The sequence below is a fragment of the Acidovorax sp. K2F genome, assembly GCF_025246485.1.
Taxonomy (GTDB): domain Bacteria; phylum Pseudomonadota; class Gammaproteobacteria; order Burkholderiales; family Burkholderiaceae_C; genus Acidovorax; species Acidovorax delafieldii.
The window spans coordinates 58449-73256 of the sequence record NZ_JAOBSQ010000026.1 but is presented as its reverse complement, the minus strand read 5'-3'; the positions used below and the strand labels follow the sequence as shown (position 1 = coordinate 73256).

Here is a 14808-nt window from a genome sequence, read left to right as displayed (position 1 = left end):
CCTCACGCAAAACGCGCCATGCAGGTGCGCAGCTGTTCCAGGCCCCGGCGGATCCAGGTCTTGACGGTGCCAAGCGGCAGCTTGAGTTGCTCTGCCAGCTCGCCGTGGCTCTGGTCGCGCAGGTAGGCCAGGCTCACTACCTCGCGCTGCTTGTGATCGAGCTTTCCCAGGCAGTGGTGCAGCGCAAAGGCCTGCTCGCTGGCATCGGCGGCGTCCATGGGGTTGGGCATGTCGCCCTCCAGCGTCTGCGCCATCTCGTCATCCAGCTCGTTCATCAGATCGGACCGGTCGGTGGCGCGCTTGCGCAGGGCATCCAGCGCCCGGCTGCGCACGATCAAACCCATCCAGGCCATGGGCGGACTCAGCGATGCGCGGTAGTTGCCCGCGCCGCGCCAGATGGTCAAAAACGCCTCCTGCAGCACATCCTCCGCCGCATCGCGGTTGCGGACGATGCGCAGGGCCAGGCCAAAAAGCTGCGACGAGGTGCGCTCGTACAGCTTTTTCAGCGCGGAGTCGTCCTGCGCGGCGATGCGGTCTAGGAGGTCCATCAGTTCACTGTCTGGGTGGAGGGTGCTCATGCGCCCATTGTCTTGGATTGATCGGGTTGGCAGGCCTTGCGGGGCTTTGCTGTAGGTGAATACGCCACAGCAGGCACTTTGGATGTCGCCGGACACAAAAACAGTGCCCTGGCTCCGTGAATTGGTGTAGTCGAGTACCGGGCACCCCAACCGCGACGGGCATGAATCCAGGCGGCGGGATCGTCCGTACTGCAAGAGTCACCTCTGCCCACAACGCTCGCGCTTTCCACCCCATGCTGCCCGCCATGCCTCTGCCTCGCCCACTGTTCCCTGTTCATTGGGTTGCCGTTGCGGCCACCTTGCTGTGGGGGGCCCACAGCCCCGCTGCGGCCCAGTCGGTGGAGCGTGGCGCTGCGCTGTACGCGGCGCATTGCAGCAGCTGCCATAGCCCGGACCAGCATGGCGACGGCCCGGCGCACCGGGGCGTGGTGGGGCGCCGCGCGGGCGCGCTGAAGGATTTTGACTACTCGCCCGCGCTGCGTGCAAGCAAGCTGCTGTGGACGCGTGCCACGCTCAAGGCTTGGCTGACCGACCCCGAGGCGCTGATCCCCGGACAGGGCATGGACTACCAGCTCGACGATGCACAGGGCCGCGAGGACGTGGTGGCCTACCTGGCCACGCTCAAACGCCTGCCGGCGCCGGCGACGGCCGCCCGGTAAAGGGCTTTCAGCCGCTCAGGCCGTGGGAAAGGTACCGGGCAGCAGGATCGACGAATTGACGTTGTTGATGTTGGTATGGCCACAGAAAGCCATGGTGATGTCCAGCTCTTTCTGGATGATCTGCAGCGCACGCGTCACGCCCGCCTCGCCGTAGGCCCCCAGGCCGTACAAGAAGCTGCGGCCAATCAGCGTGCCCTGCGCGCCCAAAGCGCGGGCTTTGAGCACATCCTGCCCGCTGCGGATGCCGCCGTCCATCCACACCTCGATGTCCTTGCCGGCTGCTGCGGCAATGCCGGGCAGTGCGGCAATGGAGGATGGCGCGCCATCGAGCTGGCGCCCGCCGTGGTTGCTGACGATCAGTGCGTCGGCACCGCTGTTGACGGCCAGGCGCGCATCTTCGGCGTCCATGATGCCTTTGAGGATCAGCTTGCCGCCCCAGCGCTTCTTGATCCACTCCACATCACCCCAGTTGAGCTGCGGGTCGAACTGCTCTGCCGTCCACGACGACAGCGACGACAGGTCGCCCACACCCTTGGCGTGGCCCACGATGTTGCCAAAGCTGCGGCGTTTTGTGCCCAGCATGCCCATGCACCAGCGCGGCTTGGTGGCCAGGTTGATGAGGTTGGCGATGGTGGGCTTGGGCGGGGCCGAGAGGCCGTTCTTGATGTCCTTGTGGCGCTGGCCCAGGATCTGCAGATCGAGCGTGAGCTGCAGCGCCGAGCAGTTGGCCGCCTTGGCGCGGTCGATCAGGCGTTCGATGAAGTCGCGGTCCCGCATCACATACACCTGGAACCAGAACGGGTGGCGGCCCGTGTGTTCGGCCACGTCTTCGATGGAGCAGATGCTCATGGTCGAGAGCGTGAACGGAATGCCGAACGCCTTCGCCGCCTTGGCGCCCAAAATTTCGCCATCGGCATGCTGCATGCCGGTGAGGCCGGTGGGTGCAATGGCCACGGGCATGGCCACGTCCTGCCCCACCATGGTGGTGCGGGTCGTGCGGCCTTCCATGTTCACGGCCACGCGCTGGCGCAGCTTGATGCGCTGGAAGTCGCTCTCGTTGGCGCGGTAGGTGCCCTCGGTGTACGAGCCCGAATCGGCGTAGTCATAGAACATGCGCGGCACGCGGCGCTGGGCAATGACACGCAGGTCTTCGATGCAGGTGATTTTGGACAGATTGGGCACGCAGGCTCTCCAGGATGGGGAATGCGCCGAATGGTAGGCGGTGGCGCGGGGGCCAGCCATCAAAATTTTTTCGACGGCTTGCAACAAATTTCCAGCGACGGACAGCGCCATGCCACCCGGACGCCCGACTTCAGCAGATGGACTACTGGGCCGCAGCCACTTGAGAGGACTCGGGCAACACCACCTCGGGATCGGCATCCGGGCCCTGGTACAGCATGAAGCGCATGCGCCCGCCGCGTTTGGCCGCATACATGGCGCCGTCAGCATGGCGCGACAGCTCATCGAACGTGCTGCCGTGCTGCGGGAACAGCGCAATGCCACCGCTCACGCCCACCCGCACCGGCTGCCCCGCGAGGGCAAACGCCGCGTCACAGGCCGCCAGGATCTTGCGCGCCACCAGGCAGGCGTGCTCCACCCCATCCAGCCCCGGCAGCAGCACCACAAACTCATCGCCCCCCTGCCGGCACACCGTGTCGGATGCACGCACCGCTGCCTGCAGGCGCTGGGCAAACTGCACCAGCAGGACATCGCCCACATCGTGGCCCAAGCGGTCGTTGACCTCCTTGAAGCCATCAAGGTCCAGGTACATCACCGCCAGCGACTTGCCTTCGCGCCGCGCCTGCGCCATGGCCAGCTGTGCTCGGTCCTGCAGCAGCACGCGGTTGGGCAGGTCGGTCAGTGCGTCGTACTGGGCCAGGTGGGACATGCGCTCGGCCATGGCCACGGCCTCGGTCACGTCGCGCAGCACGGCCACTGCGCCGGTCACGGCTCCATGGCGGTCGGCAATGGGGCTGGCCGTCTCCTCCACCTGGAAGCGCTGGCCGCTGGTGCGGTGCACCAGCACGCCCCGCACGGGTTCTGTGGCCGCGCCATGCTGAATCGCAGTGCGCAGCGTGTTGGGCAAGGGCTCGTCGTTGTCGGGGCTGCGCAGGCTGACCACCTCGTCCACGTTGTGTCCGGCCGCATCAAACGCCTGCCAGCCCGTAAGGCGCTCGGCCACGGGGTTGAGGTAGGTCACCATGCCCCTGGCGTCCGAGCAGATCACGGCATCGCCGATGGATTGCAGCGTGAGGCGCACGCGCTCTTTCTCGTCGAACAGCTCGTTCTCCATGCGCTTGCGCTCGGTGATGTCCGTCACTTGCACAAACAGCCCGGTGACCACGCCGCGCTCATCGGTATCGGGTAGATAGGACACGATACAGTGGCGCGGCAGGCCGTCTTGGTCCTCGTCCGTGCGCTCAAAGCGCAGTGGCTTGCCTGCCAACGCCAAGTCGTAGTTGGGCTTGCTGGCCGCGTACCGGGCCTCGCTCAGCAGCTCGCTGATGTGGCGGCCACGCACCGGTGCCGGGTAGGTACCAAACTCCTCGAGCGCTGCGCGGTTGGCAAAGCGGTTGTGCATACCGGCATCCCAGTAGGCAATCATCGAGGGCACGTTGTCGAGGGTGGTGCGCAGGTCGTGCTCGGCCTCGGTCAGGCGCGCCGACACCTGCTGGCGCAACACCAGCTCCCGCACAAAAAGCAGGGCCAGCCCCAGGCAGCCCAACATCAGCAGCACGGCAAAGCCGCCCAGCACCCAGGCGCTGCTCCGCCACTTGGCCAGGATGGTGTCGGTGGACTGGGCGACGTTCAGGATCAGCGGATAGTTGCCCACGGGCCGGAAGGAATACAGGCGCTCAATCCCGTCAAGCGCCGCTACACCGACGAACGATCCCGCGCCCTCGGTCTGGAAGCGCACCAGGTTCGGAGAGCCCGCGATGGATTTGCCAACATCGGCGTCTCCGTAGGGAAAGCGCGATATCACCACCCCGTCCTGCCGGAAGAGGTTGATACCGCTGTTGTTTCCGAGATCCAAAGACCCATACAGCTCTTTGAAATAACTCAGGCGAATGGCACCCACCACCACCCCGGCAAAGCTGCCATCGGGGTGGTAGTAAGCACGAGAGATCGGCAGGATGTTGAGGCCCGTCACCCGCGAAGGTACGGGCTTGCCAAAGAACAGCCCTTGCTTTCCCTGGTCACGAAACGCTTGAAAGTAGTCGCGGTCGGCCAAATTGACCCGACGAGGAACGAGCGAGCCCGAGTCCAGAACGACATTGCCCTCAGCATCCAGGACGAGCACGTCGCCCGCCCCCCCCGCACGCAGCGAGTTGTCGAACACCACCCGTGAACGGAGGTCGGGTGGCAGCGCCCACACCTCGGGTCGCGCGACCTCACGGGCCACGCCCTCCAGGGATTTGTCGAAAGAGTCCAGCGCCCAGGCCAGCCCCTGGTCCAAGGTGCGGACCAGGTTGGAATTAGTCTGGACCGCATAGCTCCACTCGTCATTGCGAATGGTCCAGATGGTGCGGGCGAACAACGCACCAATACCCAGAGCCACCAGCAAAGCCAGCCAGATCAGGCGGTGAGAGAAAAACTGGCGAAGCGAGGGCATAGGGATAGTTTGTAACTATTTTAAACAGTCGCCTTAACCGGGACTTAGCCCGAATTCACACCGTATTCCTCGGGTTTGTCAGCGTCAATGCGCACCTGCCCGGGGGGGCGCTGCCACCACACCGGCACCACGCACCTCCAGCCGGACTTCGTCCAGCACCTTGCCCTGGGCATCCGTGATCTGCACGACATGCCGCCCAGGCCACGGCATCCAGGCCACCCGAGGCCCCCGGCCCAGGGTTTTGCCGTCCAGCCGCCACTGCACTGCATCGCCCGTGGCGGTGAACTGAAGGCGCTGTCGCATCGGCGGGATGTCCGGGTCCAGCGCGATCACCGTGCCGGATGCCGGGGCGGTGATGCGGGCAGAGGCACCTGCAGGAGGCGCCGTAGGGGTCGAGGCAGCGCTTTTGGAGACTTTTTGGCCGGATGTGCTAGTGGAATATGGCTCGGAAGCTATCGAATCAATAGCAAACAAAGACTGCTGCGTGCCAGGCACAAACCATTCGTCGCGCGCAGCCTCCAGTGGCTGGGGCACGCCTGCAGAGGGCGGCTGGCCCGGACCAAACCGCACAGCCGCCCTGACCAGGCCCCCAGGGGCCTTGGGGGCCCGGCTGGGCTCGCGGGCGTGCAGAAAGCCCATCACCGCTGCCCAGATGGGCGCTGCACCACTGGTGCCGCTGACCTCGTGCATGGCCGCGCCACTGGCATTGCCCACCCACACACCCACCGTGTAGCGCTCGGACCAGCCCACCGCCCAGTTGTCGCGCATGTCCTTGCTGGTGCCGGTTTTCACCGCCGTCCAGAAGCGGGTGGCCAACACGCTGTCGGTGCCGAAGGTGCGGGCGCGTGCATTGCCGTCGGACAGGATGTCGCCCACGATGAAGGCGGCGCGTGGGTCGATGGCTGGCGTGAAGCGGGGCTTGGCATCGGCCGGGGCTACGCTGCCCTGTCGCCCGCCGTTGGCGAGCGTGACTGCAACAGGACTGGCACGCCCGCCGGTGGCGAGCGTGCGATAGGCATTGGTCAGATGCAGCAGCGGTACCTCGGGGCTGCCCAGTGCCAAGCTGTAGCCAAAGTAGTCGCCACTTTCGCGCAGCGGCAATCCCATGGCCCCGAGCTGCCGGTGGAACGCATCGGGCGTGACCATGACCAGCGTGCGCACGGCGGGCACGTTGAGCGACGCCGCCAGTGCCGTGCGCACCGACACCCAGCCCTTGAACTGGCGGTCGTAGTTCTGCGGAATGTAGAGCCCGCCCGCCGTGGTGATCTGCGCGGGCGAGTCCTCCACCAGCGAGGCCGCCGTGAGCCGCCGTTCGGCAATCGCCTGGGCGTACAAGAACGGCTTGAGCGTGGAGCCCGGCTGGCGCAACGCCAGCACCCCGTCGACCTCGCTGGCCTGGCTGAGCTGGCCGGATGACCCCACCCAGGCCAGCACCGCGCCAGTGGCGTTGTCCAGCACCAGCACCGCGCCGTCTTCCACATGGCGCCCGCGCAACTCGCGCAGGTGCTGCTGCAGGCTCTGCATGGCAAAACGCTGCAACGGCGCGCGCAGGGTGGTGGCCACCCGCTCGGGCACAACGCTGTCCTTGTCCCGCTGGCGCAGCAGGTAGCGTGCAAAGTGCGGCGCCACCCCCTCGCTCGCCTCGAAGGCACGGCGTTGTAGTGCGGCCGTAGTGAACAGATCCAGCGCATCGCAATCCACGCGCACCGCCGGTGCAGCGGGCGAGGCGGGGGTGGAAGGGCGCTGCTGCATGTCGCGCAGCACGCCGCAGGCACGCTGAGCCACCAGCGCAGGCCTTGCGTTGGGTGCGCGCACCAGGGCCGCTGCCACCGCGGCTTCGCGGTCGTCCAGGCCGTGGGCCGCCTTATCAAACAAGGTGCGGCTCAATGCATCGATGCCCACCAGCTCGCTACGAAACGGCACCAGGTTGAGGTACGCCTCCAGGATCTGGTCCTTGCGCCAGCGCCGGTCCAGCACCTGGGCCGCCACGGTCTGGCCGACCTTCTGCACCACCGTGCGCCCTCCGGGGCCCTGGCGCCAGTCCCCATCCAGCAGACCCGCGAGCTGCATGGTGATGGTGCTGGCCCCGCGTGTACGCTGGTTCCACAGGTTGCCCCAGGCGGCGGCCGAGGCCGCACGCCAGTCCACGCCGCTGTGTTCAAAAAACCGCTTGTCTTCGCTGAGCACGAGCGCCTGGCGCAGCGCGGGCGACACATCGGCCAGTGGCACCCACTGGCCACGCCGCACGGTGGCGTCGGTGCGCAAGCGCTGCAGCACCTCGCCTTCGCGCGAGAGGATCAGGGTGTCCGAGGGCTTGAAGTCCGCGCGCACCTCGTCAAACGTGGGAATGGCCCAGGCGCCCGAGGCGCAGGCCGCCAGCACCAGAGCGGTGGCCTGGGTGCGCATGCGCAAGGTGACGAAGGAAGCGAAGGGAAGGAACACAAACGCACAGAGATAAAAGCGCCATCAGCGCGCTGCGCGCAGGCGCACGGCGTCGCACCAGCGCTGCGCCACGCCCGGTACGGTGACACACACCGCGTCGTGCGTGGCGGTGGTCACGGCGCGCTCCAGCAGCTGGATGTCGGCCTCGTGCTGGCGCGCCACATGCGGGTCCTCAAAAAAAACGGCGCGGTGGCAACGGCGCTCCAACACCAGGTCGGCAATCTGCGCATCGCCACCCAGCGGCCCGCTGTTAAAACGCTGCACCCAGGGCTGCCCTTCGGGCCAGCCCTTGCTCCACGCCAGGGCGTTCAGTCGCTGACCCGTGGTGCCGGTGGCCACCCGATGGCGAAACTGCGACAGCACATCAAAGTTGCGATCCGCAAAGTCGAGCATGGCCTGCTTGCACGCGTCGTGCGCAATCAGGGCCAGCGTCTGGGTGCCATGGTCATGAAACCGGTCGGCCTGCTGATCGGGCGGCAACCCGGCGTGGATGCGCTCCATCTCGATCCAGTCGCGTGCGCTGGCCACGGTGGAGAGAAACGGCTTGCCGTGGATCACACACTGCCGCTTGAGGGCCAGCGCCTCGGGGAAGAAGGAAGAAGGGTCCACGGGGTCGGTGAGGTAGATCGCGCCATCGAGCGTGCGCCCTTCCCCCATGCCCACCACCTCTGCCACCACTTTCATCAGCCCCCCGTCGCGCCCGTAGGGATAGCGCACCAGCGGCCGGTACCCCTGCAACATGCCCGCAGCGACGATGGCATCGTGCGTGCGGCCCACGGCGTGCAGCCCCAGCTGCAGTTCCCGGATGCCCGCCTCGCAGACGCGCAACCAGGAAAAGAGCGCCGCGTCTTCGGTGTGGTGGTGCAGGCGATTGGCAGCGAGACCCAGGATCATGGCGGTTTGACTTTCTGAAAACGAAGGGATCGGAGCATCGTAAGCCCCTCACGACTCAGCGATCGGAGTGCTCACGGTCAAACCGCCCCTCGGCCTCGGTCAGGTGGCGCAGCAGTACATGCGAAATCAGGTTGACGCCGATGCCGCCGAACACCACCGGCAGCAGGTACAGCGCAATCGTCAGCTCGGAACTGAACCACACATCGTCAGCCAGCGACGGCGTGCTCTTGGCCTGTGCTGCCATGGACTGCAGCAGGTACACATCCACACCCGCGATCAGCACCAGGGCCACACCAAACCCCAGCACCGCCCAGCGCGAGATCGACCGCGTGACCAGCAGCAGTGCATAAATGCCCACCGGCAGCACCAGCGAGAACCCCACCAGCAGCCAGAACCGCAGCTCCAGAAAGACGCTGAGGCTCATGGCATGCGCGCCTGGGGTGGGCGACGGGCAAGGCTGTGCATGGCGACGTTATGACGAAGTGGCGTTGGGGTGTGGCGACTTATTTGGCCACCTGCACCTTCACCCGTGCGTTGGGCGACTCGCCAAACATCTCGGGCGCGTACATGGCCTCGACCCGGCTCGGTGGCAGCGCAAAGTCGCCCGCGTTGTTCAGCCGCACGGTGTACTCCATCTTGACGATGCCCTTGGGCAGGTACTCGTAGTAGCTGCGGAAGGACTCAAAGCTGCGCTCCTCGAACGCGGGCCAGCCGGCGCCGCTCTTCTTTTCGCCCTGCGTGGCGATCTCGGAATCGCGACCCAGGCCGCTGCCCAGGATGGTGGCGCCACCCGGGATGGGGTCAGTGATGGCCACCCAGGTCATGTCGGCCGTGGCGTTGACCTCCAGCGTCACGCGCAGCACGTCGCCCCGCGTGTACTGGCCGGCGGGCAGCGACTTGTTGGCCTGCTCCACCGGGGTGATGGTCTTCTTGATCGCATAGCCCGCTGCGAACGGAGCCTTGAGATCAATGGCCGCCACGGATTGCAGCGTGAGCCAGGGCTTGCCCGGGCCCTGGTGCGTGACGGCCAGCTGCTCCTTGCCGCCCGCCTTGCCCGCAGCACTTGCCCAAGGCAGGAACATGCCGTTGTTCTTGAGGTTGCCGGGCGATGCGGGTGCACCAAACCAGGTGATCTGGTTGGGAGCGCCGGTGGCGTCCGACGCCTTCACGCGATCAACCTTGCTCCAGTCCACGCTGGCGGTGTTGCCACCCATGCTGGCCTTGGTGGCGCCCGACACGGGTGTGGCCTCGAATTTGGCGCTGAATTTTTCCAGCGCCAGGCCGCCCCACAGGTTGGCGGTGGTGGTGTGCCAGGCGCCTGCCTGCTGGCGGCTGATGAAACCGTTGGCCAGGCGGCCCATGTCGTCCTTCCAGGCCGGGTCGTCCATCACGGCCAGCATCAGGCGGGCGGTGTTCACGTCGCCGTTCTGCATCAGCCACCACCAGTAGTCGTCCTGCTCGTTGCTGAAGATGAGCTTGGTGCCCTGGAACGACAGGCGGGCGCGCAGGATCTGCAGGGCTTCGGCCAGGCGCTTGTCGCGCTCGGGCACATCGGCCACGCGCTTCAAGACATTGACCCAGTCGATCACCGTGTGGGTGGGCCACTGGTTGGGCGCGATGGTGATGCTGCTCACCATGCGGCCCTGGGCCTTGCCGTAGCGCGACAGCGCTTCGAGCGCAGCTACCTTGCGCATGTCCAGGTCCTTGCGCGGGCTCCAGAAGTTGCGCTGGATGCGGCCTTCCACAAACGCGATCAGGCCACGCTCCATGGGCGCGCGGGCCTCGTCGGGCAAGGCAAACGCGGGGTTGATGCTGGCGGCCTCGTGCGTGGCGGCCAGCACATAAGCCGTCAGGGTGTCACTGCCCCGGTTGGCGTCGCCGTCGCGCGGCGGGAAGTAATTGGCCAGGCCATCGCTGTCGAGGTAGGTGGGCAACTGCGCCACCACGGTCTGCCACAGCGCGCCATCACGCAGGCCCACGGCCTTGCTGGTCTTTTGCTCCAGGCAGGCAAACGGGTAGCGCGCCCACCAGTCGCGCACACCGGGCAGGCCTTCGGCCAGCTTGGGCTGCAGCGACATCTTGAGGCCGCCCCGGCCGGGCAATGCGTCGGCGGGTGGGTTCACATCGAGGTTGTAGCTACCGTCCACCTGCACCAGCGTGGCCTGCTGCACCGTGAGCGGCACCGCCTGCACGATGCGCTGGCGGGCCTTGAGGGCGTCGCGGGCACCACTGACCTGGTCCTTGGCTTCGATCTCCCACAGGATGGCCTCGGCGCGCGTTTGCGCCAGTTGCGCTGGGGCCGTCACGTCCCAAGCCACCTCACGCGCCTCTCCTGGCGGGATGTCGATGGTCTGCGGCTTCAGGTCCAGCAGCGTGGCGCGTGGTGCCACCTCCACCTTCATGGCGGCCTTGGTGGTGTTGCGCAGCGTGATCTGCGCGCGGAACTGGTCGTCCTCACGCACCAGCGGCGGCAGGCCGCTGATGATCTGCAGGTCCTGCGTGGCGCGGATGCTGGTGCTGCCGGTGCCAAACAGCCCGGTGGACGCATCGGCCACCGCCACGATCTTGAAGGTGGTCAGCGCATCGTTGAGCGGCACGGTGACCTTGGCCTGGCCGTTGGCGTCGAGCTTGAGCGCGGGCTCCCACAGCAGCAGGGTGTCCAGCAACTCGCGCGTGGGTGACTTGCCCCCACCACCGCCGGCGGGCACGGCCTTCTTGCCATAGTGGCGCCGACCGATGATTTCCATCTGCGCGGTGGAAGTCTCCACGCCCCAGCTGCGGCGCTGCAGCATGGCTTCCAGCAGGTTCCAGCTGTTGTTGGGCATCAGCTCCAGCAGCGCCTGGTCCACGGCGGCCAGGGCCACTTCGGCGTTGGCGGCGGGCTTGCCGCCCGGCAGCGTGGCGGTGATGGTGACCTGGGCCTTGCCGCGCACGGCGTAGCTCTCCTTGTCAGCCTGCACCTTCACATCAATTTGGTGGGCCTGTGTGCCCACGCGAATTTCAGCCACACCCAGGCGGTAGGCGGGCTTGGACAGATCCACCAGCGCCGTGGGCGCCTGGTATTCCTTGCCTTCGTACCAGAACGAGGTCCACCACTCGCGCGGCGCCTTGAAACCCCAGGTGAAGAAGCTGTACCACGGCACCTCGCGCAGGCGCCCCCGCAAGGCCAGCACGCTCACGTAGACATTGGGTCCCCAGTCGGGCTGCACCTTCAGGCTCACCGTGGGGTCCTGGCCGTTGAGCTGCACCACCTGCGTGTCGATGATGCCCTCGCGCTCCACAGCCACCAGGGCCGTGGCAAAGCGGAACGGCATGCGCACCTGGAACTTGGCGGTCTCGCCGGGCTGGTAGCTCTTCTTCTCGGCCAGCAGGTCGATGCGGTCGTGGTCTTCACCACCAAACCACAGCTCGCCCTGGCGCGTGACCCACACCGACGAAGCGGCCACGCTGGTGTTGCCGTCCTTGTCCGTGGCCGTGACCACCAGTTCCACCTCGCCCGCCTCGTCGAGCTTGGCCTCGCACAGCAACAGGCCGCGCGCGTCGCTTTTGCCGCTGCACAGTGTGCCCAGGTCCTTGGTATCGGTCTGGTTGTCGTAGCTGTAGAAGCCACCCACCATGCGCTTGCGCGTGGTGGTGGTGATGCGGGCCATGGCCTGCACCTGCAGCGCGGTGTCGGCCGCGGGCTTGCCGTTGTGTTGCAGCGCCAGCGCCTGGAAGCGGATCTTCTGGCGCGCAGACACCCAGCCCTCGGTCTTGATGCCTGCCACCACACCGGCGGGCCACAGCGTCTGCGTGCTGCGAAGGGTCTGCACCTCGCCATTGGGGTCGGCGTAGGTGGCCTCCAGCAGCAGTTCCTGCGGCTGGCGGGCCTGGGGGACATTGTCGATGGTGACCTTGCCCGCACCGTTCTTGTCGAGGGTGAGCGGCAGCTTATCGGCAATCACGCGCGCGTCCTGGCTGGCGGTGGCCTCTTCGTCGTCGCTGTTGGCGTTGCTCTGCTCGCGCTTGCGGGGCGGGCTGAAGCGGAAGGTGTCGTAGTCGCTGAACTCCAGGGACTTGCCGCGCACCAGGGCCGACACGCGCACCGGCAGGTTGGCGGCGCCGCCACCGGCCACGTAGTTGATCTGCACGTCGGTGGGCACCGAGCGCACGCGCACCAGCGCCTTTTTATCGACCGGGGCAATGCGGCCTTCCAGCACGGGCAGGCGGAACTCCTCCACGCGGAACGAGCCGGACGCGATGTTGCCGTTCATCGTGCCATTGCCCGCAAACTCGACCTGGTACACGCCCAGCTTGGCTGCTGGCGGAATGGCAAAGGTGCTTTGCGCGCTGAGCCCGCCCGTGGCCGTGCCACGCCACACCAGGGGCTGGGTGAACTGCTGGCCGCTGCCCAGGTGGGTGATGAGGAGGGTGTCAGGACGCGACCCCGGCAGGGCAAAGCCCTGGCGTGTTTCGGCACGCAGCAGGTGCTTCATCGACACCGTTTCACCCGCGCGGAACAGCGTGCGGTCAAAAATCGTGTGGGCACGCTCATCCGGCGACGGTGCCCGGCTGGTGGGCACATTGAAGCGCCAGGGCTCGATGCCCCGCTGCCAGTCGCTCCAGGTGAAGGCCATGTCCTCCACGCCATCCACCCCCTTGTGGCGCGCGCTCACAAAGTACGACTGGCCGACCTCGTCCTCAGAATTGGAATTGCAGCCGGGCGGTTCGGACGAAAGGCCCTCCACACGGGCAATACCCTTTGCGTCGGTCACGGCCTGCGCCAGTTCGTTGCCCCGGCAGTCCGACACGCGCACCATGGCGCCCTGCACGGGCTGGCCCTTGTCCAGCGTGGTGACCCAGGCCATGGCGTTTTCTCGGCCCAGCTTGAAATGCACGCCCAGGTTGGTCACCAGCGCCGAGGTGCGCACGTACATCGTGCGGCCTTCGCCATGGCGGTCGTCCAGCAGCGAGGCGCCGAGCTTTTGCGACGCGATCTCCACCACATGGAAGCCGGGTGTGAGCGGAATGCCCACCACCTCGAACGGGCGCGGGTCGTTGCTCGATGGCTTGGGCAGGTCCAGCGTCTTGACGCCGCCCTTGCCTGCCAGCAGCGACAGCATGCGCGACTGCACGTATTCCTTGTCGTCATCCAGCACCTTGGGCAGGGGGCCGGTCACGTCCTGGCGCGCCTGCTTGCGGTTGACCACGTAACTGTCATAGCGCTGCACCTTGCGAAACCAGGCAATGATGTCCGCGTCGGTGCGGGGCTTGAGCGTGCTCACCTTGCCCGCCGGTACGGTGGCTGTCCCAACACCTGCTTGCAGGCCCTGCACGCGCAGGGCAGCCTCCACGTTGCGCAGCGTCACGGGCAGCAGCGCAGGCGGGTTGTCCGACGCAGGGCCTTCGGCAAAACGCTCCACGATGCCAAAAGGCGCCGCTGCAAACTTGGCCAGCGGCGGCATGCCGCCGGTGGACACCTTGAGCGGGAAGTTGTCCGCATTGCGCAGCGCGCGGCCCGAGGCGTCCTTGAAGTCCTTGGGCAGCTCGATGGTGAAAGCGGTGTTCTCGGCCAGCGGCGCGTTGAACTGCAGGCTGTTGACCAGGGCATCGGCCTGGGCACCTTCTGCGCCGCCATCGATCTGGGGCTTGAGGGTTTCCTTGGCGGACTTGAGGCGAATGGCAGCCGCCAGCTTGCGCGGCACGGGCGCATTGAACGACAGCATCATCGGCCGGATCGGCAGGCAGGCAGCCTGGGCGTTTTCGCGCTCGCAGCTGAACTCGGCCGAGAACGGCTCACGCACCTTGAAGTCAAAGCGTTTTTCCACCGTGTTGGCGACTCCGCTGGGGGTGGCCACCCCCTTGCCGAACACGATCTGCATGCGCGAGCCCGAGGTGAACCGGCGGTTGCAGGCCAGTGTGGCAAAGGACAGGGGCTCGCGTGCTGCGTCTTTCTCCAGGCCCAGGCCCTTGAGGATTTCGGCGCGCTGCGCCCCCTCGATCAAACGCACGGGGATGCGCTCGCCCACGCCTTCGGCCGTGCACCACACGTTGCTCTGCACGCTGGCCGTGGTGGCCGGACCATTGAGGAACAGCACAAAGAACTGCTCTTCGTCGATCTGCTCGTAGGTGCTGGGGCGGAGGTTCTGCACAAATGGCCCGCCGCTATTGAACTGATAGCTCTTGGCGCCCGTCAGTTCTGCGCCAGCGGGCGATTTGAAGCCCGGCTTGACGCTGGCGGTGCAACGCACGCCTGGCGGCAGGTCGCGCTCGAAGTCAAACACCCACTCGCGCTCGCCAGTCCAGCGGCCCGTGCCCTTGGTCACACTGGCGTCGCTGCAGCTCAGGCTCAGCGGCGCGGGCGCCTTGGGGTCCCCAAAATTGACCGCAGCAGCGTCGAACTTGGCCACCGCCTGGCGCACGCGCGCCACCTCGCCCTGGGGCGAGAAGCTGGTGATCTGCAGGGCCTGGGCCCCCCAGGCCACCAGAGACAGGCTGGCGGCCAACATCCATTTTTTTGCGTTCACGCTATCCCCTCCGAAGGAACCAGCAAGCGTAACAAAGTGCCATGTCGCCCGGGTGTGTGTTGCAAGCACTTACGTATCGGCCGGGCAAGCGGTCATCACGCGCGCCCGACGACGCG

At 66.6% G+C, this 14808-nt stretch carries 8 protein-coding genes; 1 reads left to right on the top strand and 7 read right to left on the bottom strand.

The annotated features are described in order from the left end of the window. Positions 1-2: 2 nt before the first annotated feature. Positions 3-578, bottom strand: a complete 576-nt coding sequence (locus tag N4G42_RS07555; protein WP_260666744.1) for an RNA polymerase sigma factor — start codon at positions 576-578, stop codon at positions 3-5. A 245-nt stretch (positions 579-823) separates the two neighbouring features. Between N4G42_RS07555 and N4G42_RS07550 the strand changes: the two genes are divergently transcribed. After that, the gene (locus tag N4G42_RS07550; RefSeq protein ID WP_099732035.1) at positions 824-1237 is read left to right on the top strand and encodes a c-type cytochrome; all 414 of its coding nucleotides are present in this window, start codon (positions 824-826) and stop codon (positions 1235-1237) included. Positions 1238-1252: 15 nt separating this feature from the next. Here N4G42_RS07550 and N4G42_RS07545 read toward each other — a convergent pair whose 3' ends face one another. The 6 genes from N4G42_RS07545 to N4G42_RS07520 form a co-directional block, all read right to left on the bottom strand. Then, positions 1253-2419: an alpha-hydroxy acid oxidase gene (locus N4G42_RS07545; protein WP_313771901.1), complete on the bottom strand. Its 1167-nt coding sequence runs from the start codon at positions 2417-2419 to the stop codon at positions 1253-1255. 142 nt (positions 2420-2561) lie between these two features. Continuing rightward, complete coding sequence (locus N4G42_RS07540; RefSeq protein ID WP_260666743.1) at positions 2562-4850, bottom strand: diguanylate cyclase domain-containing protein; 2289 nt, start codon at positions 4848-4850, stop codon at positions 2562-2564. An 84-nt stretch (positions 4851-4934) separates the two neighbouring features. Further along, the gene (gene pbpC / locus N4G42_RS07535; RefSeq protein ID WP_260666869.1) at positions 4935-7256 is read right to left on the bottom strand and encodes a penicillin-binding protein 1C; all 2322 of its coding nucleotides are present in this window, start codon (positions 7254-7256) and stop codon (positions 4935-4937) included. Between the two features lie 60 nt (positions 7257-7316). Beyond that, positions 7317-8186, bottom strand: coding sequence for a methylglyoxal synthase (locus N4G42_RS07530; RefSeq protein ID WP_260666742.1), 870 nt, complete (start codon positions 8184-8186; stop codon positions 7317-7319). Between the two features lie 55 nt (positions 8187-8241). Continuing rightward, positions 8242-8610 carry a hypothetical protein gene (locus tag N4G42_RS07525; RefSeq protein ID WP_056747520.1) on the bottom strand — a complete coding sequence of 123 codons (369 nt, stop codon included), beginning with the start codon at positions 8608-8610 and terminating at the stop codon, positions 8242-8244. A 79-nt stretch (positions 8611-8689) separates the two neighbouring features. Beyond that, positions 8690-14674 carry an alpha-2-macroglobulin family protein gene (locus N4G42_RS07520; protein ID WP_260666868.1) on the bottom strand — a complete coding sequence of 1995 codons (5985 nt, stop codon included), beginning with the start codon at positions 14672-14674 and terminating at the stop codon, positions 8690-8692. Between the last annotated feature and the right edge of the window lie 134 nt (positions 14675-14808).